Below are 23746 nucleotides of genomic sequence, written 5' to 3' on the forward strand. Positions count from 1 at the left end.
CCGCCACGTTGCGAGTGGCGGGCCGGCCGCGAGCCCAGGAGAGTGTTGTCAAAAGCCTCCACGGCGGATGCGACACCCCCGTTTGCGCAACAGTCTCTCAGCGGCGTGCGATCAGCAAGCAAAGCTCACGTAGGTCGCGATCGTACGTGCCGCCGCTCCCGAGCACGTCGACGCAGCGCTTCTTCATGCGAGTCAGTTGGCTGCTGGACAACTGCGAGACCACGCTTGGCACGCTGGAAGTGCTCGGCGCCCCGGCTGTTCCAAGAGTTCTCAGCGTTCCAAGAGTGCCCGGTGTACCCGGAAGGCTTGCACCTGCAACGCCTACACCGGCACCCGCGGCGACACCACCAGTGCCACCGACATCGGCACCTAAGCCGACAGTTATACCCCTGGTGTCGCCGTCACTTGCGCCTGCACCAGCAGTTATACCCCCGGTGCCGCCCATATTGGCGCCGGCACCAGCGGTAATGCCCTTGCTGCCGCCAATCGATGCACCGGCGCCGGCATTCACCCCGCTTCGGCCGCCGATCGAAGCGCCGACGCCCGCGGTAATGCGTTTCTTGCCGCCTATCGCTGCACCGGCACCGGCATTCACCCCGCCGCTACCGCCGATCGAGGCTCCGGCTCCCGCATTGATGCCGCCACTGCCGCCAATCGATGCACCGGCGCCGGCATTCACCCCGCTTCGGCCGCCGATCGAAGCGCCGACACCCGCGGTAATGCGTTTCTTGCCGCCTATCGCTGCACCGGCACCGGCATTCACCCCGTTGCTTCCGCCGATCGAGGCTCCGGCTCCTGCATTCACCCCGTTGCTTCCGCCGATCGAGGCTCCGGCTCCCGCATTGATGCCGCCACTGCCGCCGATCGAGGCGCCAAGACCGGCGTTTACGCCGCCACTGCCGCCAACCGATGCGCCGGCGCCGACGCTAATGCCGCCTGCGCTGGAGGGTAAAGACAGAGATACAACAAGTGCACCACCGGCCAAAGCTGTGGCGAAACGCTTAACGACATTTGCCATGACACTCTCCTTTGGTAGTTACCTCAGCAGCAGTTTCAAAGCCTGCTACTTTGGCGACAACGAACCCAGAGAGTTTTTGAATTTGCTTACCCGGAATTTGTTTACGATCGTGACTTACGGGTAGTAAAAAATTCCGACTCAATTTGAAAGAATTGTGAATACATTCCCAGCAAGAAAGACCGACCGCCGATGAGTTCGTTCCCGCCGCCGTCGCCTACTTTGGACGGGAGATCCGCGCCGTGGCCGCCGATGGCACCATCTGATGCTGATCTTGGCCGACAGCTTTGCAAGAAACCCTGAATATGATCCGTCAGTTCGAGGCGATGCCGACGCGTGGCGCGGCGTGAAGTTCACGGTCCACCGATAGGGGAATTGCCCAGGCGACTGGCATAGACGGCACGCGGGGGCCGAAAAACCTTGAAAATCTAAGTCTTGAACTTATGACACAGCTTGTGACATAGACGTGTTACGGTAACACAAAGCCAGCGGGTATGGCGGAATTGGTAGACGCACCAGATTTAGGTTCTGGCGTGAGAACGTGGGGGTTCGAGTCCCTCTACCCGCACCACTGCTCCCCTAGAAAAGTGGATTAAGCTTCCAGCGCCGAAAGCGTAGGGTTCGTGTCCCTTCATCGTACCAAGTTTTTCGCCAGAAGGCCTGGAAACGCCGCGTTCTCCCAGGTGCGACCTGTTCGGCAGAGCATCAATTGGCCCTTGCGAAAGCTGATCCTGCTCAAGATGACTGCCGGGAACCAGCCTCGGCAAAACACGTTGCTAAGTCATCGACCTTCACAAAGGATCCGTGCGATGGCGAAAGACCTATCTCGCGAGGAAGAGAAACGCGGCACCGGAAAGGTCTTCATGTGGGGCGCCGTGATCATCGCTGTGCTTTTTGTTGCCCTAATGGCCGTGTTCATCCTCGGCCCGTTCTGGTCTTAGCCGCCATTTGGGCATCGTGAAACTCCAGGCCGCTTACTCCTCAAAGACCTGGCCGGTGAACAATTCGGCCAAATTAGCAAGTTCAGGTCCCAGCACGCGATCCCCGCCGACTGGCGGCACGATGCTTCTGATATCCGCGACGAACGACTGAAGCGCCGGAGGAACCACGCGCTTGGTGACATGCAATGCCTGCGAGGCGATCACAGCCAGCATCGCCATCGCGGCATCGAGGCAGCGGCCGGCGCGTGCTTCCTTCGTCCAGGCGAGGAACACCGTCGTCGCTACATCGTCCTGGCCGGCGCCGGCCGATTCGGTTCCCGGGATGAAGGTGCGCTGCGCCGCGAGTTTAGCCTGCTCCAGATAGCCCGTGATCGCCATCGGCACATAGCCGACATTGCCGTGACCATCGCTGTCACTCCAATCCCGCCCCGTCAAAAGCAGATCGGGCAGGAGCGATACCTTGCCGTTCAAAAGCTTCGAGGCGTGGCGGTCGCATAAGAGGCAGATATCGGCCCATATCGCTGCCAGATCATCCAGGGCGGGTGTTGCCATGGCATTGTGATAGCCGCCCGTGCTGATGCAGCGCCCGAGCGGATGCCCGTCGCCAGGCGGTATGTAGACCGGGTTGTCTGATATCGAGGCGAGCGACACAGTGGCCGCCCGCTCCGCCGATGCCAGCGCGCGATGCGCGTGCCCCAGAATGCGAGGGACGATGCGATAGCTGACCGGCGCCTGATAATTGCGGCGCCCGGTGCCGGTACTGGCAAGAAACTCCCTCAATCCCCGCAGGGCCGCTGCTTCGTGTTCATCGCCCCAAAGCGCGTCGAGCGCCGGATCGTAATGTTCGAGCGGCGCGCGAAACGCTTCGATCGAAAGCGCAAAGACCTTTTCGGCAAGGCGAACGCGACGGCGCGCCGCCAAGGCGGCATCGGCCACGAGTGCGGCAGCGCAGGGCGAGCCATTGATCAGGGATCCCCGTTCCTTGATTTCCAGGTCGAAGCGGGTCGAAAGCTCTGCAAAGAGCGGATAAAGAGCGAGGATTTCACCGGCGCCGCCCTGGCCGCAGGATGGCACCATGGGCATGGGTCCGCCGTCCAGCATCGCGGCGACGGCGAGCGCCATACGCGGTGTAGTCGCGGCATTTCCTTCGAGGAAATTCGTCAGACGGGCGAGCACGATCGCCCTCACCACGCGATCTGGCAAAGGCTCGCCGAATGATGTGGCGGCTGCGAACGCCTTGATGCGCGCATGGCGATCCCGCTCGCCAAGTTCGAGCCGCCTACTCGCGAGTTCTCCCATGGCGGTGGTTACGCCATAGATGACCGGCACAGGGTCGGTTTCGATAAGACGCAGGAACGACGCGCGACACTCTGCGATGCGCTGCAAAGCCTTGCCGCTGATTTGCACCGTGTCTTTCTTCCAGGCGACGCGGAAAACAGAGCTGAGATTTATGTCTTCTCGTGTCGTCAGGATAGTTGTCATGTTTGATGCTGTCCGAGCGGCCACGCTTTCCCAATTCTAATCCGGGCCAATTCTAATAAAGTGGTTCCTCGAACAGCGTCTTGTCGCCGTCCATCAGCGCCTTGATCTGCGCGGCGCCATCGGCTGCGATTGCGACGCGGACGCCGAACGGCCGCACCCGCATATCGTCCTGGATCGCTATTCCCTCGCCTTCCGGCAGGTAGAAACGTTCAATGCCGTAATCCGGCGCTATGGTGGTGGCTGCGCTGAGATCCCACCCCGCGGACACATGCCCGATGATATCGGTTTCGTCGGATGCTGCCGGCGCCGGCGCGTGCCCGAACCAGGCCGCTGTCGCCTGCCAATAGCCGTCGGCGCCCTGCTTCAGCCTGACGACGATTGGCGTGTCGTCGCTCGTGAGCTTGCCGGCTGGAATGTTGGCGATCAGCTTCACCGGTATGCGCGAAATATCGTAGCCAAGGCGAATGAAGTCGCCGCGCAGCAGATCGCGCGGATCGATCGGTTCGACCCTAAGCAGCACTTGCCTGCCGTCGCGCAGGATCGCCGCCCGACCAGCGATGATCCAGCTCAGGAAGCCGATCTGGATGAGCGCCAGCACCACCGCCGAAATGATCAGCCGTATACCGGTCATCATGCCGCTCCTTCCACGCTCGGGGCCCTCATGCGCTTTTCCACGCGGAGGATGACAAAGGCAAGGATGCCGAGAAGCACAGCTGCCGCCAGGAAGAAGCCTGCCGTGTCGAGCATCGACTGCAACATCACCACATAGATGATGGCGAGTTCGAAGGCGAAGCCGGCATAGGCAACCCAGCGCAAGCCCCTGCTGTCGCGTCCGCCCAGCACGATTGCCGCGACAATGCCGGCAAGCGCAACGGCCGAGGCAATGGCAAAGCCGCTGTTGTAGCTGCTTAAATCGGCTAATTCGAACTGGATCATCGCCAGGCCGGTGAGAAATCCGACCAGCGCGTGCAAGGGCAGCCGACCGCCCAGCTGCAGTATCCAGTCGACGGGCTCGGCAGCGAAGATCGCAGCCGAGAAAAGCAGCACCGACACGACGACGATCGGCACAGCGACCTGCAGTGTTTCGTATTCCGTAAACAACAGCACGAGATAGAAGATGACCGACAGGATGATCAGGTGGCGTGCCGCCTGGCTGCGGCTCCAGAACGAAATGGCGAACAACACGCTCGCCATCACGACGAAAAGATGCGGAAATTCCGCGCGACTGAAATAATCGAAGCCCTTCAGGAACAGCCAGGCATCGGCAATGCCGACAGCAGCGACTGTCAACGGGTTCGAGCGCAGCGCAACCGCAGCCAAGGCCGTGCCAGCGCCCCAGGTGATCAAGGCCGATGCCTCGTCGCCGGACAAATGATACATCTGGCCGATGAGCGCGATCGATCCCCCGAATGCCGCCGCGGCGACGATCCAGAGTGCCTCGCCCATTGCAGCATGGTCGCGTGTCTTCAGCACGGCGCCGCCGACATAGCCGGCGAAGATGATGGCGAAGAGCGCTGCCACCCGCGCCAGCCGCGGGATGGCCTGCCAATTGGCGGCGACGAAGATCAGGACGGCCGCACCAAAAAGCAGCGCCGCAATCATCGCCAGGATCGAGCCGAAGCTCAGTGATTTGCGCTCATTGGCCTCGACGTCGCGCGTCAGCGCGTCGGCCGTCGAGGCATCGATCAGGCCAACCTGCAGCCATCGCGCGATATCGGTCCTGACGCGTGACGAATAGCTCGCCATGCCTTTCTCCCCCAGCTTGGTCTTTTTTCAGCCGATCCGGCCAAACCGTTGACGCTACGGCATTTTCCGATTCGGGTGGATCTGTGTCGAAGACGTGATTTGGCGGTGATGGTGCATTGCACAATTTGCATTGCTGCTATGCACCAATAGCGGTTTTAAATCGATATGACCCCACCTATCTTCAGGTCGTACACAAAGACGGAATGATCCGAAAGAAAGACGAAACGAGAAATACCATGAACCTGATCCGCAATTACCGCAACTGGCGCCGCTACCGGGACACCGTTTCCGAGCTGAGCCGCCTGAGCAACCGCGAACTGACCGACCTCGGCATCAGCCGCAGCGACATCCACTACGTCGCCCGCAAGGCGGTCTAATCCTCTTCGGACCGCAAATGGTCCGAACCAGTTTGACTTGAAAAGAGAACGACAATGAACCTGATCCGCAACTATCGTAACTGGCGCGTTTATCGCTCGACGGTTACCGAGCTGGGTCGCCTTTCGAACCGCCAGCTGCATGACCTCGGCATCGTCCGCGAAGAGATCAAGAGCATCGCCCGCAAGGCGATCTAGTCAAGGAATTTCGCCAGGGTTGACCTCCTCCCCAACCCTGACGAATACGGTCAGCCTTCACCTCCTCCCGAGGGTTTGACCACAAAAACGGCGCCCGCCGCACCCTCCTCCCGCGGCGGGCGTTGTTTCCCCAAGGCGAAACAAATTTCGTCCCAGGGCGAAACGAATTTCGTCCCCAGGGGTTTCGCCCCCCTTCATCAGGCGAAAGGAATTTCGTCAAAGCCGACCTCCTCCCCGGCGATGACGAATACGGTCGATCTTCACCTCCTCCCGAGGATCGGCCAGCAAAACGACACCCGCCGGACCTCCTCCCCCGGCGGGTGTTGTTGTTTCAGAGTCGAAGCAGTCCGAGAGCCGTTTTGGCGGGGGACTGTCGTCAGTCCAGCGCACCGCTTTCCAGCACGCCCCGTTTCTTCCACTGGCTCAGCGGAAAAATGTCCGGTGCGCCGCCCATCGGCGCATACCAGGAATCCACCACCCATTCGGTGCCCCCGCGGTCGCTGATCACCGCCGTCCAATGGGGATAGCGCCCGTCGACAAACAGGCCCCGCGAGGCCTTGTCCTCGACCTTGTGAAACCTGAGCAATCTTCGCTCGGCAAGATAGACCAGCAGAGCATGCGTATTGGTCGATTCGTCGACACAATCCATCTGGCCCCTGATGCGCGATGCACCGAATTCCGACTGCGGCAGATCGCGAATGCCGATGGCCCGGAAAATGCGCTGCTCGAAATAGCGGACAGCCTTCGAAATAGCGGAGCGCTCGGCTTGGGGCGAACCCGCACCCGCACGCAGGATAGAGCGGAAACGCGCGCCGTCACCGGGGCCAAGCGCCAGCATCGTGCGATAGTTGCAACTATAGCCGTGGCATATGGGGATCCGCTTGGAAGCCGTCGCGGCCAGTTCGCCGGCGGCCGCTGATCCGGCCATGGCGATCACGACTGTCGAAAAGGTCGCTCTGGCAAAGTTCCCGAGACTCCCGTCCATTCTCCGACAGTAGACGATTGCAGCACTTGGCGCCAACAGTGCGACGAACTCATGCAATTGCAATCGCAGCTACAAGGGATTATTTCGGCGCTCATGAACAAGAATCCCATTCACGTCATCGGCGGCGGTCTCGCCGGCTCAGAAGCCACTTGGCAGGCGGCCGAAGCCGGCGTTCCCGTTGTTCTGCATGAAATGCGTCCCGTCCGCGGCACCGATGCGCACAAGACGGGTGGGCTGGCCGAGCTCGTCTGTTCCAATTCTTTCCGTTCCGACGATGCGCAAACCAACGCCGTCGGTCTGCTGCACGCCGAAATGCGGCTGGCCGGGTCGCTGATCATGAGCGCTGGCGATGACAACCAGGTGCCCGCCGGTGGTGCGCTTGCCGTCGACCGCGACGGATTTTCCGAAGCGGTGACCAAAAAGCTCGAAGCGCACCCACTCATCACCATCCAGCGCGAGGAAGTGCCCGGCCTGCCGCCGGCGGACTGGGACCAGGCGATCATCGCCACCGGCCCGCTGACCGCGCCGTCGCTCGCCCAATCGATCGCGGAAGTGACCGGCGCCGATGCGCTCGCCTTCTTCGATGCCATCGCGCCGATCGTCCATTTCGACACGATCGACATGGACGTTTGCTGGTTCCAGTCACGTTACGACAAAGTCGGGCCTGGCGGCACCGGCAAGGACTACATCAACTGCCCGATGGATAAGGAGCAGTACCTTGCCTTCGTGCGGGCACTTGTCGACGGTCAGAAAACCGAATTCAAGCAATGGGAAGGCACGCCATATTTCGACGGCTGCCTGCCGGTCGAGATCATGGCCGAGCGCGGCGTCGAGACGCTGCGTCATGGGCCGATGAAGCCGATGGGGCTGACCAATGCGCACAATCCATCGGTGAAGGCCTATGCCGTCGTGCAACTTCGCCAGGACAATGCGCTGGGCACGCTCTATAACATGGTCGGCTTCCAGACCAAGCTGAAGCACGCCGAGCAGGTGCGCGTGTTCCGCACCATCCCGGGCCTCGAAAACGCCGAGTTCGCTCGCCTCGGCGGCCTGCACCGCAACACCTATATCAATTCGCCGACGCTGCTTGACCATTCGCTGCAGTTGAAATCGCGGCCCGGCCTGCGCTTCGCCGGCCAGATCACCGGCTGCGAAGGCTATGTCGAAAGTGCGGCCATCGGCCTGCTTGCCGGGCGCTTTGCCGCCGCCGAGCGGCTGGGCCACGCGCCGGCGCTGCCGCCGATGACCACTGCCTTTGGCGCGCTGCTCAACCATATCACCGGCGGTCACATCGTTTCCGACGACGAGCCGGGAAAGCGCTCCTTCCAGCCGATGAACATCAATTTCGGCCTGTTTCCCCCTGTGGAAGCGCCGAAAGCCGAGGGAAAGCGCCTGCGCGGCAAGGATAAGACCGTCGCCAAGCGGCGTGCGCTGACGTCACGCGCGCTGGCCGACTGCCACGAATGGCTGGGATTGCCTTCGCGGGCGGAAGCAGCGGAGTAGCAGTTACGGAGTTGGTGTCAGCCTTCAGATGCCCGGCCAGCCTCGCGTTGCGCGACGCAAGAGCAGCCAATGGCGGCGCCAGGCCGAGAGCTGCGCCTCGCCGTTCAGAGGTGAATGAGGAGAACCTTCCATCTTGCCGAGATAGGCGCGCGACAAGGCCAGCGGCAAAAATGCCGGTCGCAGCGAAACTGGCAAGGCCGATGCACTCTTCTCGAAAGCAGACAAATGCTCCTGCGCTAGTCCAATCATCGCGGCGACAGCGCGTTGCGCTCCAGGCCCACCTTCGCCCGCAACGAACTCCTCGGGCGACGACCCTGCCGCAGCCAGAATGTCGGCCGGGACAAAGCATTGCCCACGCTTGCGATGCAGCGGCAGCAGCAGCAAAAGGCCGGTCATCGCTTGTGCACAACCTGCTCTGCCCGCAAGTTCGGCAAACCGTGGTGCTTCGACGGGATCAAGCACCATCGCTGCAAGCTGGATGAGCGCCGCTGCGGTCTCGCCGCAATAGCCTTCCAGATCGGTCCGCGACGGCATAGGGTCGTCATAGAGATCGAAAATACGCGCTTCGAGCATGTTCTCGAAGGCAGATTTCGGCAGGCGGTGGGCGGAAATCGTGGCCGTCAACGCGTCCGCAACCGGATGGCCGGTGCCTGCTCCGGCGTCCTCGGCTGCGATGACATCGCGCCACCATTGCAGCCGCACCTCGCCCGGCAGCGCCTCGCGGATACGGTCACGAATGCCTGATATCTCGGCATTGAAGGCATAGAGCGAAAAAAGCGCGTCACGCTTGTCCTCGCGCGCATAGAGCGCGGAAACATAGCGGTCATGGTCGGCGGCTCGCACCGTTTCCATGACGATTTTGGCGTTTTCGCTCACGTCACTCCACGGCGATCAGTGCGGCAGCCACCGCACGGTTTTCCGCCAGAAGAACATTGTAGGTCCGCACGGCCGCGCCGGTCGACATCGGATCGGCCGCAATGCCCACCGCCTTCAGCGCAGCACGCAGCGCCGCCGGCAACGGCCTGAGATCCTTGCCGGCGCCGACCAGCAGGATCTCGATCTTGTCAGCCTCGTTGAGCAGCTTGGCGAAATCCGCCGCCGTCAGTGCCAGCGGATCAGCCGGCTCCCAACCGTAGATGCCCGACGGCAGGCACAGGAGCGAGCCGCGATGCGACATGTCGGCGAAACGAAACCCACCATTGCCGTAGGCCTCGATCGGGGCGCGGCCGGGGAAATGCGCTTCACGGATGACGATGCCTTTGGTCATCCCGTTGGCCGCCCGTCAGGTTGCCACGGCTTTGCCGCCGCTCACCGGCTTCTCCTCGTCGGCCGTCGCGGCCTGTGGCCGCAGCTTGAACAGGATGAGCAGCGGGGCGGCGATAAAGATCGACGAATAGGTTCCGAAGACGACGCCGAACAGCATCGCCAGCGTGAACGAGCGGATCACCTCGCCGCCGAACAGCACCAGCGCCAGCAGCGCCAGCATCGTCGTCACCGAGGTCAGCGTCGTTCTGGACAGCGTCTCGTTGATGGCGTTGTTCAACAACAGCGGCAGCGGCATCCTCTTGTATTTTCGGAGGTCTTCGCGAACACGGTCATAGACGACGATCGTGTCATTGAGCGAATAGCCGATGATGGTGAGTATCGCCGCAAGCGACGACTGGTTGAATTCGAGACCGGTGATGACGAAGAAGCCGATCGTCATGACCACATCGTGGACTGTGGCGATGATGGCGCCGACCGCGAACTGCCATTCGAAGCGGAACCAGACATAGATCAGGATTCCGAGCAGGGCGATCAGCATGGCGATGGTGCCTTGCTTGGCGAGCTCGCCGGAAACCGTTGGCCCTACCACCTCGACGCGGCGGAATTCGTAATGGTCCTGCAACTCGCCGCGCACCTTGTCGATGACGGTCTGTTCGGCGTTCTCGCCGCCCTCCTGCGTGCCGACGCGAATCAAAACGTCGTTCGGGTCGCCGAACTGCTGCACCTGCACTTCGCCGATGTTGAGTTCCGAAAGCCTGCTGCGGATGTCGGCAATATCGGCGGTGCCATCCTTGGCCTGCACCTCGATCAGCGAACCGCCCTTGAAGTCGATGCCGTAATTGATGTCGACAGTCATGAAAAGCACGACCGCCAGGATCGACAGCACGCTGGACAGCGCGAATGTCCAGCGGCGGATGCCCATGAACGGAATTCTAGTGCCCGGCGGGACGAAGGTCACCGGCGCGCGCGGTAACTCCTTCGGGCGGGCGCGGCGAAGCCAGATCGACACCAGCAGCCGGGTGAAAGTGAACGCGGTGAAGACGGTGGTCAGAATGCCGATGGCGAAGGTTACGGCAAAGCCCTTCACCGGTCCGGTCCCGAGCCAGAACAGCACCACAGTCGCGATCAGCGAGGTGACGTTCGAATCGACGATGGTCGCCAGCGCTTTCGAAAAGCCCGTATCGATCGCCTGGATCACCGAGCGACCGTTTCGCCGCTCCTCGCGAATGCGCTCGTAGATGAGAACGTTTGAATCGACCGCCATGCCGATGGTCAGCACGATACCGGCGATGCCCGGCAATGTCAGTGTCGCGCCGAGCAACGACAACAACGCGATGATCATTGCCACATGCACCGCCAGCGCGATGTTGGCAATGAAGCCGAGGAAGCCATAGGCCACGAACATGAATGCGACGACGAGGATGGAGCCGATCACGCCGGCGACCTTGCCGGCGTGAATGGAATCCTCGCCGAGCCCAGGGCCTACCGTGCGCTCTTCGATCACCGTCAGCGTCGCCGGCAGCGCGCCGGCACGCAACAGCACGGCGAGGTCGTTGGCGCTCTCGGCGGTGAAGTTGCCCGAGATCTGGCCGCTGCCGCCAAGGATTGGTTCGCGGATCTGCGGCGCCGAAATCACCTGATTGTCGAGGATGATGGCAAACAGCTTGCCGACATTCTGCGAGGTGGCCTGGCCGAAACGCGCCGCTCCCTTGGAATCGAAGGTGAACGAAACCACCGGCTCGTTGGTCTGGGAGTTGTACGTCGCCTGCGCATCGACGAGATTTTCGCCCGAAACGATGACGCGGTTCTCGATCAGATACGGAACCGGCGGATCATCCTGCGAATACAGAACCGATGATCCCGCCGGCGGACGGCCGTTGAGCGCGTCCTGCACCGGCATGGACTGGTCGACCATCTGGAAGGTCAGCTTGGCGGTCTGGCCAAGAATGTCCTTCAGCCTTTGCGGATCCTGCAGGCCCGGCACCTGGACCAGAATGCGGTCGTCGCCTTGGCGTTGCACGATCGGCTCGGTAGTGCCGAGTTCGTTCACACGGCGCTCGACGACCTCGAGCGACTGCGCCAGCGCCGTCGACGTCCGGTATTTGATGCCGGCATCGGTGACGGTGAATTTGAGCAGGCCAGGCTCGGAATCATCCAGCGACATCTCCTGGACGGAGCCGCCGCTGAACAGGCCGGCGGCCACCGGATCGGTCAATGTCTTCAGCGCCGTCTTGGCGGCATCGACCTGGCCGGGATCGGTGATGCGGACCTGCACGGTCCGGCCTGATCCGGCAAGACCGGTGTAGCCGATCTTGGCGTCGCGCAGCAGTGTCCTGATTTGGTCGCGCGTCGTCTCCAGCCGATCCTTGGTCAGATCGTTCGGATCCATCCTGAGCAGGATATGCGAGCCGCCCTGCAGATCGAGGCCAAGCGTCATCTGGCGCTTCGGCACCCAGTTAGGAAGCTGGGCCAGCGTACTGGCAGAGAAAAGATTGGGCGCGGCGAGGATCACTGTGGCGGCCACGGCAAGCCAGATCAGGATCATCTTGAAGCGCGAGAAATAAAGCATATGGCGTCGTCCGTCAGGGCATTCTGGCGGATCGTTCCGCCTGGAATCGGGTTATTTCTTGGCGTTCTGGTTCGCCAGCGGCTCGCCGTTGGTCCGCACATGGGCAATTATCGAGCACGGGTCAGTCACTTTGGTCCTGCCATCGGGCTTTCTTCAGCAATGACCTGATTTCATCGCGTGTCGTCTCCAGCCTGCCCTTGATCAAATCGTCCAGATCCAAGCTGAGCAGGATGTGCGAACCGCCGTGTTGATCAAGGCCGATTGCCCTTTCGAGTTTTGGCATCCAGTCGGGCTGCTGCTTGGCGAGCGGACTGGCGGCGAAAAGACTGGGCGCACCAAGAACCCCTGCGATCGCCACGGCTACCCAGATCAGAGTCATCTTGAAGCGCGAGAAATACAGCAAATGGCGTCGTCCGTCAGGGGGCGTATCCGCGGATCGCTCCGCCAGAAATGTCGGTTATTTCTTGGCGTTCTGGTTCGCCACCGGCTCGCCCTTGACGCGCACATCGGCGATCGTCGAGCGCAGCGCCGTTACCTTGGTGCCACCGCCGAGATCGATCTCGAGCTCGTTGTCGTCGATCACCTTGGTCACCTTGCCGACGAAACCGCCGCCAGTGATGACCGTGTCGCCGCGACGAACCGCCGCCAGCATCTCGCCGCGCTTCTTCAACTGTGTGCGCTGCGGCCGGATGATCAGAAAATACATGATCACGAAAATCAGAACAAACGGCAAAATGCTGATGAACATATCCGGGGAGGTGCCGACGCCTTGGGCATATGCCGGTGTCACGAACATCGAAGTACTCCTGAATTTTGAAAAACAGCCGCCAAACCGTCCTGGGGAAATTTGGCGGCCCCGTGAAATTTGGCCGGAATATAGTCGGTAAAGTTACCAATGCAACTGCGGCCAGGCATTTCAGCTGCTTTTCCGGCTGGTTGAGCCGTGTTAGAGCATGATCCCAAAAAATGGAGCGCGGTTTCGGAAAAGATCATGCTCTAACAAAAGGTTGGAGCCGGTCCGAAACCGCCGGGCTCGAATAGGTTCCGTTGTCACACTCCTGAATGCAAAAACAAAAAGACAAGAAATGAGCGACAGCACCATTGAAGCCCTGAACAAGAAGCTAGACCGTCTGATCGAGGCGGTCGCCCGCCTCGCCCCGCCGTCGGTGCCGGAAACCGACCTCGGCGAGGCCGATTGCTTCGTCTGGCAGGCTGATCCCGGCTATCTGGAGCCGGTGCTCAAGGTCAACCGCGTCGACATCGGCCTGATCCGCGGCGTCGACCGCGTCCGCGACATACTGGTCGACAACACCGAGCGCTTCGCCTCCGGTTACGCAGCCAACAACGTGCTGTTGTGGGGCGCACGCGGCATGGGCAAGTCCTCGCTGGTCAAGGCCGTGCATGCGGCGGTCAATGCCTCGGCAAAGCTGGACCTGCCGCTCAAGCTCATCGAGATCCATCGCGAGGACATCGACACGCTGCCGAAGCTGATGAATTTGCTGAAGGCAGCACCTTACCGGTTCATCCTGTTTTGCGACGATCTCTCCTTCGACCACGACGACACGTCCTACAAGTCGCTGAAGGCGGCGCTGGAAGGCGGCGTTGAGGGCCGCCCGGCCAATGTTATCTTCTACGCCACTTCAAACCGGCGGCACCTACTGCCGCGCGACATGATCGACAATGAGCGCTCGACCGCCATCAACCCGTCAGAGGCGGTCGAGGAAAAAGTCTCGCTGTCCGACCGTTTCGGCCTCTGGCTCGGCTTCCACAAATGCTCGCAGGACGAGTATCTCGACATGGTCGACGGCTATGTCCGCCACCACGGCCTTGCCATCGATCCCGAGACGCTGCGCGCCGAGGCGCTGGAATGGGCGACGACGCGCGGCAGCCGCTCGGGCCGCGTTGCCTGGCAATTCACCCAGGATCTGGCAGGTCGGCTCGGCAAATCGCTCAAAGATTAGGGACGAAGACTGAAAAAGCCCGCCCCTTGCGGAGCGGGCTGAGCCGGCGGGCCGGACTGGAGGTCAGGCGGCGCGCAGTTGCTTTTCTTGTTCTATTCGAGATAGGTCGACGGATCGACTTTTCTTTTGTAGGTCGATGGATCGACTTTCTTTATTCAAGATAGGTCGAAGGATCGACCGGCGCCGAATTCTTGCGCACTTCGAAATGCAGTTTCGGCGAGTCGGTGGTACCGCTCATGCCGGACTGCGCGATTTCCTGGCCGCGCTTAACCTTCTGGCCGCGCTGGACCTCGATCGAGCGGGTGTGGCCATAGACAGTGACCAACCCGTTCTCGTGGCGCACCAGCACCGTATTGCCGAATTCCTTGAGGCCATCGCCGGCGTAAATGACGACACCGTTCTCGGCCGCCTTGACCGGGGTTCCTTCCGGCACCGCGATGTCGACACCATCCTTGCCGCCGCCAAAGCTGGAGATCACGCGGCCGCGTACCGGCCAGCGCATTTTGCCGATACCGGTGGCGTTTGGCGCCACCGCGTCGTCGTCCTCGGCCTGCTGGATGACCTTGGCATCCTTCCTCGGCGGCGTGTAGGCGGCCAGCGTCTCCGACGGCGTAGTCTTTGCCGCAGGCGGGGTGGTGGCAGTCGTTACCGGATCGACCTTTGCCGGCTTGGCACCGGCAACCGTCGCGGTTCCGCCGGCCGGCACCTTCAGGGTCTGGCCGATCTTGAGCAGACCGTCTTGCATGCCGTTCGCCTGCTTCAACGCAACCACGCCGACGCCGGTCTTCCTGGCGATCGCCGACAGCGTATCGCCCTGCTGGACCGTGTAGGTGCCGCCGGCACCAGTCGTCTTGGGGGCGGCTTTTCCGTCCTTCGGCTGGCTTGCTGCGGCCGATGCATCCAACTGCGCGGCGGACTTGCCCTCCTTAGGCTTCGGCTGCTGCGGCAGCACGGCCACCATCTCCGGCGCCTTGGCCGGCAAATCGTGCTTGGTGTCGTTCGCAGGCTTGGCGTCCGCAAGCTTCGGCGCCGGTTTCTTGCCCGAATAGGCATAGGCCGGGATGACGAGCTTTTGGCCGGTCTTCAGCCCGTTGGTCGCGCTTAGCCCATTGACCTTCATGAGGGCATCGGCGGGCACGCCGTAGCGCCGCGACAGGCCGGAAATCGTCTCGCCGCCCTTGACGACGATCTCGGTAGCACGCGGTGCGCCGCCTGCCGTCGCCATGCGCGGAGCATCAGACTGTGCGTCCTTGAACGGCTTTGCCGCTGTCCCCGTTGCGATCCGGTCGACCTGGGGGGCGGCTGGCGCCGAAGCGGTGCGCGCCGGACTGGCGGCGGGCGCCGGCTGCGACTGGCTGACCGGCGGCAATTGGTGCGTCGTAACCGGCTCGAGGCTTGAGCGGCTGACCGACTGGGTATGGCTGCCGTCGAGCGGCGCGGCCGACACCGGCGCATCGCCAGGATAAGGCTGTGCGGCGTCCTGCTTGTCGATGATGGCGCGCTGGTTGTTGGTCGAGGAGGTGAAAACGTCATCGACGCTGTTGAACCGCGAGACCTGGGAACTGCATCCCGCCGCGGTGCCCGCAACCATGAGGACAGCGAAACCACGCGCCAGGTTGCGTCCGTTTGCCTTCAAAATACTGAATTGCATCGCTTTTACCCGCAGATACCCGGTACAGACTGACCGCGATTAAAGCGCGTTAATGTTACTGGTCGGTTAAACCTCTAGAATCAGACGCAAATTTTGTTAAAATATTTAAGGCTGGACCTGTCGGCCTGAGGTTCAGGTAGGGCCCAGTCGCGGACGGGCGCGAAGCGACCAGACCGGTCGGTTGCGGCCATCACCTGAAATATCGACAGATCCCTAGATGACCGCGGCTACGCCGCGCAGGATCGGCTGCAGGCGGACGAGGCCGATGTCCTCGCGTTCGAAGCGGCTGCCGACCTTCGTCAGTTTGGCCAGCACCTGCTCGCCCTCCTCGGGTCCGATCGGGGCGATGACGATGCCGCCGCTCGACAATTGGTCGAGCAGGAAGCGCGGCAGGCTGTCGAAGGCCGCCCACGCGACGATACGGTCGAACGGCGCTTCATTTGCCAGCCCGTTGGAGCCGTCCGCCTGACGCACGATGACACTGCCGATGCCGAGTGCCTCGAAGCGCTGTTTGGTCTGCTCAACCAGCGTCTTGTAGCGGTCGATGGTGACGACCCGCGCGGCAAGCCGCGACATCACAGCCGCCGTGTAGCCCGACCCGGTGCCGATCTCGAGCACGCGGTTGCCCGGCTCGATGGCAAGCGCTGCGATCACTGCGGCTTGCAGATCGGCGCCCTCGATCGCCTCGCCGCATTCGATCGGCAGCATACGCTCCGACCAGGCGATCGGATGGAACTGCGCGGAAAGGAAGCCGCGCCGCGGCGTCGCCTCGAAGGCGGCGATCAGTGCCTTCGGCACCACGCCCTTGCCACGCAGGCGGAGCAGGAAAGCGGCGAAGCCTTCGCGGTCGTCGAGCGTCGGACCGTGGTTCAGGTTCATGCGAGCGCCTTGGTCAGTTGATCGCGGATTTCATGAGCGGTGAGATCGAGCTGCAGCGGCGTTACTGACACCAGCCGGTTGCGCATGGCATAGAGGTCGGTGCCTTGCTTGCCCTCGACCGGCTCGCGGCCGAAGCGCAGCCAATAATAGGGAAGTCCGCGGCCGTCGCGGCGCTCGTCGACCCACAGGCTGTGGACGAGCTTGCCTTGCGAGGTGACCACCGTGCCGGCGATCTCTTCTGGCGCGCAATTGGGAAAATTGACGTTGAGCAGTACGCCGTCCGGCAGCGGCATGGCGACAAGTTTCCTGAGCAGCGCCGGCGCCAGCGCCTCGGTGGTCTCGTAAGGCACGACGCGATCCTCGCCGACATAGGAATAGGCCTGGCTGAGCGCGATCGAACGCACGCCGAGCAGCGCGCCTTCCATGGCGCCGGCGACGGTGCCCGAATAGGTGACGTCGTCGGCGATGTTGGCGCCGGAATTGACGCCGGACAGGATCAGGTCGGGTGCTGCCGGCAGGATCTTCTTCACGCCCATGATGACGCAGTCGGTCGGCGTGCCGCGCACGGCAAAGTGTTTTTCGCCGATCTTGCGCAGGCGCAGCGGCTCCGAGATCGACAGCGAATGCGCGTAGCCGGACTGGTCCTGCTCCGGCGCCACCACCCAGACGTCCTCCGACAGCGTGCGGGCGATGCGTTCGAGCGATGCAAGGCCCTCGGCATGGATGCCGTCATCATTGGTCAGGAGGATGCGCATTATTTCGATTCGATCTTTTCCAGACCGCCCATGTAGGGCCGAAGCGCTTCAGGAATGGTTACGCTGCCATCCTCATTCTGGTAGTTTTCGATGACAGCAATGAGAGCGCGGCCGACGGCGGTGCCGGAGCCGTTCAGCGTGTGGACGAAGCGGTTGCCCTTGCCGTCCTTGTCCTTGTAGCGGGCGTCCATGCGCCGCGCCTGGAAATCGCCGCAGACCGAGCAGGACGAAATCTCGCGATAGGCGTTCTGGCCCGGCAGCCAGACTTCGATGTCGTATGTCTTGCGCGCGCCAAAACCCATGTCGCCGGTGCACAGCGTCATGGTGCGGAACGGCAGGCCGAGACGCTTCAGCACCTCCTCGGCGCATTCGGTCATCCGCTCGTGCTCGGCCAGCGACGATTCCTGATCAGTGATCGAGACCAGCTCCACCTTGTAGAACTGATGCTGGCGCAGCATGCCGCGCGTGTCGCGCCCGGCCGAGCCCGCTTCCGACCGGAAGCACGGCGTCAGCGCCGTATAGCGCAGCGGCAGCTTTTCGTGCGCCGTGATCTCCTCGCGCACGAGGTTGGTGAGCGGCACTTCGGCGGTCGGGATGAGGCCAAGCCTGCCATCTCCATGCGGGGCGAAGAAGAGATCCTCCTCGAATTTCGGCAGCTGCCCCGTCCCGAAAAGAACCTCGGCTTTCACCATCAGAGGCGGCTGAATCTCCTCATAGCCATGCTCGGTTGTGTGCAGGTCCAACATGAACTGGCCAAGTGCGCGCTCCATCCGCGCCAACCCGCTCTTCAGCACCGTGAAGCGCGAGCCCGAGAGCTTCGCCGCCCGCTCGAAATCCATCATGCCGAGCGCTTCGCCGATCTCGAAATGCTCCTTCACCCAGTTCGGTCGCGTCGGCACCTTGCCGACGATGCGCTTGACGACATTGTCGTGCTCGTCCTTGCCGACCGGCACATCGTCGAGCGGTACGTTGGGCAGCACCGCCAAGGCGTCGTTCAGCGCCTTGTCGAGCTCGCGTTCGCGCGCCTCGCCGTTCTGGATGAAAGCCTTGATCTCGCCGACCTCGGCCTTCAGCCTTTCGGCAAGGGCGGCATCGCCCGAACGCATGGCGTTGCCGATCTCCTTCGAAGCAGCGTTGCGGCGCTCCTGCCTTGTCTGCAGCTCGGTCAGATGTTCGCGCCGCGCCTCGTCCCTGGCGATCAGATCATCGACCGTGGACTGCGCGTCCTGAGCCGACCACGAGCGCTTCTTGAGCGCTTCGACAAGGGCCTTCGGGTTGTCGCGAATCCATTTGATGTCGAGCATGGTTGTTCGTCCTCGGCGGGCATGTCGCCCAAAAGTGCGCTGCGGTTTTGGGACAACGACATGCCCAAAATAAAGACCTAAAACGCATCGCATTTTAGGCCAGAGGGCGTAAACCGCATCCTTGATCGATGCAAGATGTGAAGGCCGAGTTCCTTCGCGCCCCCCTTTGTCCTGCCGGACATCTCCCCCACAAGGAGGGAGATTGGCAGCTTTGCCGACGGCTCACCTATTCCACCCTGCAGATTAGCGAAAGTCGCGATGACAGCCGATCTCCCCACCCGTGGGGGAGATGTCCGGCAGGACAGAGGGGGGCGCGACAGGATGCAACCTATGTAGATGCAGACTACGTAGACGACGCATCCACCGGCTTTTCGGCCGCCGCTTCCGCAGCCTCCCGCTTCTCGCGCGCCAGACGTTCCCGTTCCTTGCTGCGCTCGATCAGCCGGGCCGACCAGATTGAGACCTCGTAGAGAATGATCGTGGGGATGGCGAGGCCGATCTGGCTTATCGGGTCGGGCGGTGTCAGCACAGCAGCCACCACGAAGGCGATGACGATCGCCCATTTGCGCTTTTCAACCAGCGCCTCGGACGACAGCATGCCCACCCGCGCCATCAGGCTGGTCACCACCGGCAACTGGAACACCAGCCCGAAGGAGAAGATCAGCGTCATGATCAGGCTGAGATATTCCGACACTTTCGGCAGCAGCGAAATCTGCACCTGGTCGTCGGTGCCGGCCTGCTGCATGGCGAGGAAGAACCACATCACCATCGGCGTGAAGAAGAAATAGACCAGCGACGCGCCCATCAGGAACAGGATCGGCGAAGCGATAAGGAACGGCAGGAAAGCGTTGCGTTCATTCTTGTAGAGGCCGGGCGCGATGAATTTATAGATCTGCGTGGCGATCAGCGGAAAGGCGATCACCATGCCGCCGAACATCGCCAGCTTGACCTGGGTGAAGAAGAATTCCTGCGGCGCCGTGTAGATCAGCTCGACTTTGTGCGGGTCGAGCCCTGCCCATTGGGTTGCCCATTTGAACGGGATAACCAACAGGTTGAACAGTTGCTTGGCGAAGAAGAAGCAGAACAGGAAGGCGACGAAGAACCCGCCGATCGACCACATCAGCCGCCGGCGCAACTCGATCAGATGCTCCATCAGCGGAGCCGCCGATTTATCGATCTCGTCCTTTTCCGAAATGCTCACTTGGCGGCTCCCGCCGTCTTTTTGGCGGCTGCAGTCGGCTTCTTCACCGCTGCCGGTGCAGGCTTCGGCTCGGCCTTTTTAGCTGCGGTCTTTATCGCGGCAGGTTTTGCCGCTGCTGCCGCTGGCGTCGCTGCGGCCTTGGAGGCCGGCATCGCTTTCGCTGGCGCGGCCTTCTTCTTCGCTGCCGCTGCCTTTTGAGGTGCAGCCGGCGTCGCCGTTGCGACAGGCGGTGTCACCACCGACTCATCGGTCATCGCCGGGAAGGTCGGCGCCGCCGGCGCCGCTTCCGGGGCGTTGACGCCCGGCAGCACCGTCGCGCCATTCTTCAGCTCGGTATCCTGCGGCGTCGAAGCAGCTGGCGTGGCCGGGTCGACTGCTGGCTTCGGCTTCATCACCGCGTCGACGCCTGAACGGACATCGGCTGCCGCCTGCTCGAACGGGTTGAGCTGTTTCCTGATCTCGGCGGCCGGGTTGAGGCTTCTGAGTGAATCGACCGACTTCTTGACGTCGTCAAGCTCGGCCTCCTTCAGCGCGTCGTTGAACTGTTTCTGGAAGTCGGCTGCCATGCCGCGCATCTTCGCCGTCGTGCGGCCGAATGTGCGCAGCATCTTTGGCAAATCCTTGGGCCCGACGACCACGATCATGACGATCGCGATCACCAGCATCTCGGTCCAGCCGATGTCGAACATGGCGATGCGTTCCGACTAAAGTTTGGGCTCAGCTCTTGCTGGCCTTTTCCTTCACTGCCGAAACGGTTTCGTCAGCACGGTGTTCAACGGTGCGCTTGTCCTCGGCAACCTCGTCGTCGGCCATGCCCTTCTTGAAGCTCTTGATACCCTTGGCCATGTCACCCATCAGCTCGGGAATCTTGCCGCGGCCGAACACCAGCAGCACGATCACCAGCACGATCAGCCAGTGCCAAATCGAAAATGAACCCATAACAATCTCTCTCGAAAGTTTTCTCTGACGATGATCTATGCGCTTTCGTGTCGGGATTCAAACACAACCGCGACAGAGTTTTATAAATCAGTGGCCGAAGTCACGCACTTTCGGCGCCATAGCCCGCTACCAATCGGCGCAGCCGCGAAATACCAGCGGCTTTCGGCACGTCGTTTGCGGTCAATCTTCCTCGACGCGCGGCGTCAACAAGCCGAGTTCCTCAAGGTCGATGTCGGTTAGCGGATCCTCGTCGTCGGTCAGCGCATCCGGATCGGCCGGTGGCAGCGGAATGGTAAAATTCGACGGCATGCGGCCCGAAAGCAGCCCTGCGCCCTTCAATTCCTCCATGCCGGGAAGGTCGCGGATCTCCTCCAGAGCGAAGTGGTCGAGGAAGATGTCGGTGGTGCCGTAGGTGACGGGGCGGCCGGGCGTGCGGCGCCGGCCGCGCATCTTCACCCATTCGGTCTCCATCAGCGTGTCCAGCGTGCCCTTCGAGGTCTCGACGCCTCTGATATCCTCGATCTCGGCGCGCGTCACCGGCTGGTGATAGGCGATGATCGCCAGCACTTCGAGCGCCGCGCGGGAAAGCTTCCTCTGCTGGACCGTGTCGCGGCTCATCAGGAACGCGAGATCGCCGGCGGTGCGGAACGCCCAGGCATCGCCGACGCGCACCAGATTGACGCCGCGCCGCGCATAGATCTGCTGCAGTTCGGCCATCGCCGCGGCGATGCTGATGCCGTCAGGCAGGCGTGCGGCAAGCTGCTTTTCGCTGACCGGCTCGGCGCTGGCAAAGACGATCGCCTCGGCCATGCGCACGGCTTCCGCCATATGCAGCCGCTCGCCAGGATTCTGGGACAAGTTCTGGGCCTGGCTTTCTGCCGGTGCCCCGGCGAGCACGCCCTCTTCGGTCTCGTCGTCGACGTTGAAAGGAATGACCGAAGCGTTGGCGCGTTCACTCATGATGCCACCTCGACTGCCCTGATGCCTTGCGCACGGCCGCGCAGATAGAGCGGCGCGAACACCTCGTCCTGCCGCATTTCCACTTTGCCTTCGCGCACCAGTTCCAGCGTCGCCGCAAACGAACTGGCAATCGCGGTACGCCGCTCGTCCGGGCCAGTCAGATATTCGACCAGGAAGCTGTCCAGCGCCGTCCAGTCGGCAAGCGAGCCGATCAGCCTGTTGAGGATATCGCGCGCATCCTTGAGCGACCACACACCGCGCCTGGCGATCGTCACATTAGTGATGGCCTGCTTCTGGCGTTGCGCCGCATAGGCGGTCAGGAGATCGTAGAGCGAGGCCGAATAGGCGTTGCGTTTCTCGACGATGATCATTTCCGGCATGCCGCGGGCGAACACGTCGCGTCCGAGCCGGTTGCGGTTGACCAGGCGTGCCGCCGCGTCGCGCATCGCTTCCAGCCGCTTTAACCGGAATTGCAGCACGGCCGCCAACTCCTCGCCGCTTTCGCCGTCGTCGCCGGGTTGCTTGGGGATCAAAAGCTTCGACTTGAGAAACGCCAGCCACGCCGCCATCACCAGATAGTCGGCGGCAAGCTCCAGCCTGAGCGCCCTCACCTTCTCGACGAAGGCCAGATATTGCTCGGCCAGCGCCAAGATCGAGATGCGCGACAGATCGACCTTCTGGTTGCGGGCAAGATGCAGCAGAAGATCGAGCGGGCCCTCAAAACCGTCGACATCGACGACCAGCGCGGGATCGCTGGTCAGCCGCGAATCGTCGTTCTCGGCCCACAGACGGTCCATCGGTGCGGCCTTGCCGGCCTTGTTGTCCAATGTTTCCGCCACTTCCTGTTGCTTTCCTTTGGTTCTATCTTCTTGTTTGGCCATGATCTGTTCCGAACAACCGGCTCCCATTTTTCGGGATCATGGTCTAGGCCACCGCATCGAAATAGGTGGCGAATTCGGCGCGTATCTCGGCTTCATCAGCCCAATCGCGGTTCTTGATATAGGTCAGCGCCCGTTGCGCGCGTTGCAGCGACGTGCCTTCAAGCCCCGTTGTGCGGGACGCAATGCCGGCCATCTCCTCGAAAACGCCATTGCAGTGAAGGACGAGATCGCAGCCCGCCGCAAGGATCGCGGCCGCCTTTGTCGGGAAATCCCCAGAAAGTGCCTTCATCGAGGTGTCGTCGCTGATCAGCAGCCCGTCGAAGCCGATTTCGCCGCGGATGATCTCATCGATGACCTTGCCGGATGTCGTGGCCGGGTTCTTCGGGTCGATCGCGCTGTAGACGACATGCGCCGTCATCGCCATCGGCAAATGATTGAGCTCCCTGAACGGGGCGAAATCATGCCGCTGCAAGTCGCTCATCGAGGCATCGACGGTCGGCAGTTCGAAATGCGTGTCGGCAAAGGCCCGTCCATGCCCGGGAATATGCTTCATCACCGGCAGCACGCCGCCCGACATCAGGCCCTCCGCCGCTGCGCGACCCAGTTCGATGACGGAGCGAGGCTCCTTGCCATAGGCGCGCGCGCCGATGACGTCGCTGGCGCCCTCGATCGGAACGTCGAGCACCGGCAGGCAATCCGCCGTGATGCCGTAGCGCAGCAGGTCGAAGGCATGCAGCCGTGCCATCAGCCAGGCGGCGCGGTTGCCGGCGTCGTGGTCGTTGCGCCACAGGGCCCCGAGCGCGCCACCGGCCGGATAATTCGGCGCCAACGGCGGGCGCAGGCGCTGCACCCGGCCGCCTTCCTGGTCGATGAACACCGGGGCGTCCGGGCGCTCGATACAGTCGCGCATCGCGGCGACCAGATCGCGGATCTGCTCGGTCTCGCCGATGTTGCGCGCAAACAGGATGAATCCCCACGGGCATTCATTGCGATAGAAATTGATTTCTTCGCGTGTGAGCGATTTCCCGGCGCAGCCGAGGATCATGGATTTTGATTCGGTCATGGGCAGGAGTTTAGAGCTTCACGCGGACAAAGGGAATCGCATCGAACCACATGCGGCCAGGACCCCTTCCACA

General features: G+C 62.2%; 25 protein-coding genes and 1 tRNA gene. 6 read left to right on the top strand and 20 right to left on the bottom strand.

Features of this window, described 5'->3' with window-relative positions; all coding sequences use genetic code 11:
• Positions 1 to 97: 97 nt before the first annotated feature.
• Complete coding sequence (locus CIT31_RS34720; RefSeq protein WP_206073429.1) at positions 98 to 1018, bottom strand: hypothetical protein; 921 nt, start codon at positions 1016 to 1018, stop codon at positions 98 to 100.
• 485 nt (positions 1019 to 1503) lie between these two features.
• On the opposite strand from CIT31_RS34720, the gene CIT31_RS29600 reads away from it, so the two are divergent.
• Together CIT31_RS29600 and CIT31_RS35805 are read left to right on the top strand one after the other, a co-directional pair.
• Positions 1504 to 1586 (top strand) — tRNA-Leu (locus CIT31_RS29600).
• Positions 1587 to 1824: 238 nt separating this feature from the next.
• Entirely contained in the window at positions 1825 to 1956 is a 132-nt protein-coding gene (locus CIT31_RS35805) for a hypothetical protein (protein WP_280950420.1), read from the top strand.
• Positions 1957 to 1989: 33 nt separating this feature from the next.
• Here CIT31_RS35805 and CIT31_RS29605 read toward each other — a convergent pair whose 3' ends face one another.
• The 3 genes from CIT31_RS29605 to CIT31_RS29615 are packed head-to-tail and all read right to left on the bottom strand — an operon-like array spanning position 1990 to position 5184.
• Complete coding sequence (locus tag CIT31_RS29605) at positions 1990 to 3438, bottom strand: aromatic amino acid lyase (protein WP_095521432.1); 1449 nt, start codon at positions 3436 to 3438, stop codon at positions 1990 to 1992.
• Between the two features lie 52 nt (positions 3439 to 3490).
• Positions 3491 to 4072 carry a GDYXXLXY domain-containing protein gene (locus tag CIT31_RS29610; protein ID WP_095521433.1) on the bottom strand — a complete coding sequence of 194 codons (582 nt, stop codon included), beginning with the start codon at positions 4070 to 4072 and terminating at the stop codon, positions 3491 to 3493.
• Entirely contained in the window at positions 4069 to 5184 is a 1116-nt protein-coding gene (locus CIT31_RS29615; protein WP_095521434.1) for a DUF2157 domain-containing protein, read from the bottom strand. Before CIT31_RS29615 ends, CIT31_RS29610 begins: the two co-directional genes overlap by 4 nt.
• Positions 5185 to 5420: 236 nt before the next feature.
• On the opposite strand from CIT31_RS29615, the gene CIT31_RS29620 reads away from it, so the two are divergent.
• Both CIT31_RS29620 and CIT31_RS29625 read left to right on the top strand, forming a co-directional pair.
• Positions 5421 to 5561, top strand: a complete 141-nt coding sequence (locus CIT31_RS29620) for a DUF1127 domain-containing protein (RefSeq protein WP_006335194.1) — start codon at positions 5421 to 5423, stop codon at positions 5559 to 5561.
• A gap of 54 nt (positions 5562 to 5615) precedes the next feature.
• Positions 5616 to 5756 (top strand): DUF1127 domain-containing protein, encoded by a 141-nt coding sequence (locus CIT31_RS29625; protein WP_023802557.1) that lies wholly within the window; start codon positions 5616 to 5618, stop codon positions 5754 to 5756.
• A gap of 376 nt (positions 5757 to 6132) precedes the next feature.
• On the opposite strand, the gene CIT31_RS29630 is transcribed toward CIT31_RS29625, so the two are convergent.
• On the bottom strand, positions 6133 to 6684 hold the full coding sequence (locus tag CIT31_RS29630; protein ID WP_095521527.1) for a hypothetical protein: 552 nt from the start codon (positions 6682 to 6684) through the stop codon (positions 6133 to 6135).
• 150 nt (positions 6685 to 6834) lie between these two features.
• Between CIT31_RS29630 and trmFO the strand changes: the two genes are divergently transcribed.
• Positions 6835 to 8244 carry a methylenetetrahydrofolate--tRNA-(uracil(54)-C(5))-methyltransferase (FADH(2)-oxidizing) TrmFO gene (gene trmFO, locus CIT31_RS29635; RefSeq protein ID WP_095521435.1) on the top strand — a complete coding sequence of 470 codons (1410 nt, stop codon included), beginning with the start codon at positions 6835 to 6837 and terminating at the stop codon, positions 8242 to 8244.
• Between the two features lie 24 nt (positions 8245 to 8268).
• Here trmFO and CIT31_RS29640 read toward each other — a convergent pair whose 3' ends face one another.
• The 5 genes from CIT31_RS29640 to yajC all read right to left on the bottom strand — a co-directional run bounded on the left by CIT31_RS29640 (position 8269) and on the right by yajC (position 12875).
• Positions 8269 to 9120 carry a phytoene/squalene synthase family protein gene (locus CIT31_RS29640; protein WP_165778598.1) on the bottom strand — a complete coding sequence of 284 codons (852 nt, stop codon included), beginning with the start codon at positions 9118 to 9120 and terminating at the stop codon, positions 8269 to 8271.
• 1 nt (position 9121) lies between these two features.
• Positions 9122 to 9511: an Mth938-like domain-containing protein gene (locus tag CIT31_RS29645; RefSeq protein ID WP_065007774.1), complete on the bottom strand. Its 390-nt coding sequence runs from the start codon at positions 9509 to 9511 to the stop codon at positions 9122 to 9124.
• A gap of 15 nt (positions 9512 to 9526) precedes the next feature.
• Positions 9527 to 12079, bottom strand: a complete 2553-nt coding sequence (secDF, locus tag CIT31_RS29650) for a protein translocase subunit SecDF (protein ID WP_095521436.1) — start codon at positions 12077 to 12079, stop codon at positions 9527 to 9529.
• Positions 12080 to 12200: 121 nt separating this feature from the next.
• A complete protein-coding gene (locus CIT31_RS29655; RefSeq protein ID WP_133116229.1) occupies positions 12201 to 12458 on the bottom strand; it encodes a hypothetical protein in 258 nt (85 codons plus the stop codon).
• A 78-nt stretch (positions 12459 to 12536) separates the two neighbouring features.
• Complete coding sequence (yajC, locus tag CIT31_RS29660; RefSeq protein WP_065007771.1) at positions 12537 to 12875, bottom strand: preprotein translocase subunit YajC; 339 nt, start codon at positions 12873 to 12875, stop codon at positions 12537 to 12539.
• Positions 12876 to 13164: 289 nt separating this feature from the next.
• On the opposite strand from yajC, the gene CIT31_RS29665 reads away from it, so the two are divergent.
• Positions 13165 to 14040, top strand: coding sequence for an ATP-binding protein (locus tag CIT31_RS29665; protein WP_095521438.1), 876 nt, complete (start codon positions 13165 to 13167; stop codon positions 14038 to 14040).
• 151 nt (positions 14041 to 14191) lie between these two features.
• Here the strand turns inward: CIT31_RS29665 and CIT31_RS29670 are convergent, their stop codons facing one another.
• The 10 genes from CIT31_RS29670 to nagZ form a co-directional block, all read right to left on the bottom strand.
• Complete coding sequence (locus tag CIT31_RS29670; RefSeq protein ID WP_095521439.1) at positions 14192 to 15691, bottom strand: peptidoglycan DD-metalloendopeptidase family protein; 1500 nt, start codon at positions 15689 to 15691, stop codon at positions 14192 to 14194.
• 213 nt (positions 15692 to 15904) lie between these two features.
• Entirely contained in the window at positions 15905 to 16570 is a 666-nt protein-coding gene (locus CIT31_RS29675; RefSeq protein ID WP_206073430.1) for a protein-L-isoaspartate(D-aspartate) O-methyltransferase, read from the bottom strand.
• A complete protein-coding gene (gene surE / locus CIT31_RS29680) occupies positions 16567 to 17325 on the bottom strand; it encodes a 5'/3'-nucleotidase SurE (RefSeq protein ID WP_095521440.1) in 759 nt (252 codons plus the stop codon). Before surE ends, CIT31_RS29675 begins: the two co-directional genes overlap by 4 nt.
• Complete coding sequence (gene serS, locus CIT31_RS29685; RefSeq protein WP_095521441.1) at positions 17325 to 18629, bottom strand: serine--tRNA ligase; 1305 nt, start codon at positions 18627 to 18629, stop codon at positions 17325 to 17327. The genes surE and serS overlap by 1 nt, the downstream gene beginning before the upstream one ends.
• A gap of 343 nt (positions 18630 to 18972) precedes the next feature.
• Positions 18973 to 19782, bottom strand: coding sequence for a twin-arginine translocase subunit TatC (gene tatC / locus CIT31_RS29695; RefSeq protein WP_051695763.1), 810 nt, complete (start codon positions 19780 to 19782; stop codon positions 18973 to 18975).
• Between the two features lie 44 nt (positions 19783 to 19826).
• On the bottom strand, positions 19827 to 20519 hold the full coding sequence (gene tatB / locus CIT31_RS29700) for a Sec-independent protein translocase protein TatB (RefSeq protein WP_095521442.1): 693 nt from the start codon (positions 20517 to 20519) through the stop codon (positions 19827 to 19829).
• Between the two features lie 28 nt (positions 20520 to 20547).
• Positions 20548 to 20769: a twin-arginine translocase TatA/TatE family subunit gene (locus tag CIT31_RS29705; RefSeq protein WP_029353164.1), complete on the bottom strand. Its 222-nt coding sequence runs from the start codon at positions 20767 to 20769 to the stop codon at positions 20548 to 20550.
• Between the two features lie 180 nt (positions 20770 to 20949).
• Positions 20950 to 21729: an SMC-Scp complex subunit ScpB gene (scpB, locus tag CIT31_RS29710; protein WP_029353166.1), complete on the bottom strand. Its 780-nt coding sequence runs from the start codon at positions 21727 to 21729 to the stop codon at positions 20950 to 20952.
• Positions 21726 to 22526, bottom strand: coding sequence for a segregation and condensation protein A (locus CIT31_RS29715; RefSeq protein ID WP_065007808.1), 801 nt, complete (start codon positions 22524 to 22526; stop codon positions 21726 to 21728). Before CIT31_RS29715 ends, scpB begins: the two co-directional genes overlap by 4 nt.
• A gap of 127 nt (positions 22527 to 22653) precedes the next feature.
• A complete protein-coding gene (gene nagZ, locus CIT31_RS29720) occupies positions 22654 to 23673 on the bottom strand; it encodes a beta-N-acetylhexosaminidase (protein ID WP_095521443.1) in 1020 nt (339 codons plus the stop codon).
• Positions 23674 to 23746 lie beyond the last annotated feature (73 nt).

Origin of the sequence: Mesorhizobium wenxiniae (genome assembly GCF_002284535.1) — a bacterium.
GTDB lineage: Bacteria > Pseudomonadota > Alphaproteobacteria > Rhizobiales > Rhizobiaceae > Mesorhizobium > Mesorhizobium wenxiniae.

Bases quoted from the DNA above. Each gene is read 5' to 3' on its own strand.
- CIT31_RS29610 (WP_095521433.1), bottom strand. From the start codon at position 4,072: ATGATGACCGGTATACGGCTGATCATTTCGGCGGTGGTGCTGGCGCTC.
- CIT31_RS34720 (WP_206073429.1), bottom strand. From the start codon at position 1,018: ATGGCAAATGTCGTTAAGCGTTTCGCCACAGCTTTGGCCGGTGGTGCA.
- CIT31_RS35805 (WP_280950420.1), top strand. From the start codon at position 1,825: ATGGCGAAAGACCTATCTCGCGAGGAAGAGAAACGCGGCACCGGAAAG.
- CIT31_RS29615 (WP_095521434.1), bottom strand. From the start codon at position 5,184: ATGGCGAGCTATTCGTCACGCGTCAGGACCGATATCGCGCGATGGCTG.
- CIT31_RS29705 (WP_029353164.1), bottom strand. From the start codon at position 20,769: ATGGGTTCATTTTCGATTTGGCACTGGCTGATCGTGCTGGTGATCGTG.
- CIT31_RS29715 (WP_065007808.1), bottom strand. From the start codon at position 22,526: ATGGACCGTCTGTGGGCCGAGAACGACGATTCGCGGCTGACCAGCGAT.
- serS (WP_095521441.1), bottom strand. From the start codon at position 18,629: ATGCTCGACATCAAATGGATTCGCGACAACCCGAAGGCCCTTGTCGAA.
- CIT31_RS29625 (WP_023802557.1), top strand. From the start codon at position 5,616: ATGAACCTGATCCGCAACTATCGTAACTGGCGCGTTTATCGCTCGACG.
- tatC (WP_051695763.1), bottom strand. From the start codon at position 19,782: ATGGAGCATCTGATCGAGTTGCGCCGGCGGCTGATGTGGTCGATCGGC.
- scpB (WP_029353166.1), bottom strand. From the start codon at position 21,729: ATGAGTGAACGCGCCAACGCTTCGGTCATTCCTTTCAACGTCGACGAC.
- CIT31_RS29645 (WP_065007774.1), bottom strand. From the start codon at position 9,511: ATGACCAAAGGCATCGTCATCCGTGAAGCGCATTTCCCCGGCCGCGCC.
- CIT31_RS29655 (WP_133116229.1), bottom strand. From the start codon at position 12,458: ATGACTCTGATCTGGGTAGCCGTGGCGATCGCAGGGGTTCTTGGTGCG.
- CIT31_RS29670 (WP_095521439.1), bottom strand. From the start codon at position 15,691: ATGCAATTCAGTATTTTGAAGGCAAACGGACGCAACCTGGCGCGTGGT.
- CIT31_RS29630 (WP_095521527.1), bottom strand. From the start codon at position 6,684: ATGGCCGGATCAGCGGCCGCCGGCGAACTGGCCGCGACGGCTTCCAAG.
- nagZ (WP_095521443.1), bottom strand. From the start codon at position 23,673: ATGACCGAATCAAAATCCATGATCCTCGGCTGCGCCGGGAAATCGCTC.
- surE (WP_095521440.1), bottom strand. From the start codon at position 17,325: ATGCGCATCCTCCTGACCAATGATGACGGCATCCATGCCGAGGGCCTT.
- yajC (WP_065007771.1), bottom strand. From the start codon at position 12,875: ATGTTCGTGACACCGGCATATGCCCAAGGCGTCGGCACCTCCCCGGAT.
- CIT31_RS29665 (WP_095521438.1), top strand. From the start codon at position 13,165: ATGAGCGACAGCACCATTGAAGCCCTGAACAAGAAGCTAGACCGTCTG.
- secDF (WP_095521436.1), bottom strand. From the start codon at position 12,079: ATGCTTTATTTCTCGCGCTTCAAGATGATCCTGATCTGGCTTGCCGTG.
- CIT31_RS29605 (WP_095521432.1), bottom strand. From the start codon at position 3,438: ATGACAACTATCCTGACGACACGAGAAGACATAAATCTCAGCTCTGTT.
- CIT31_RS29620 (WP_006335194.1), top strand. From the start codon at position 5,421: ATGAACCTGATCCGCAATTACCGCAACTGGCGCCGCTACCGGGACACC.
- trmFO (WP_095521435.1), top strand. From the start codon at position 6,835: ATGAACAAGAATCCCATTCACGTCATCGGCGGCGGTCTCGCCGGCTCA.
- CIT31_RS29675 (WP_206073430.1), bottom strand. From the start codon at position 16,570: ATGAACCTGAACCACGGTCCGACGCTCGACGACCGCGAAGGCTTCGCC.
- tatB (WP_095521442.1), bottom strand. From the start codon at position 20,519: ATGTTCGACATCGGCTGGACCGAGATGCTGGTGATCGCGATCGTCATG.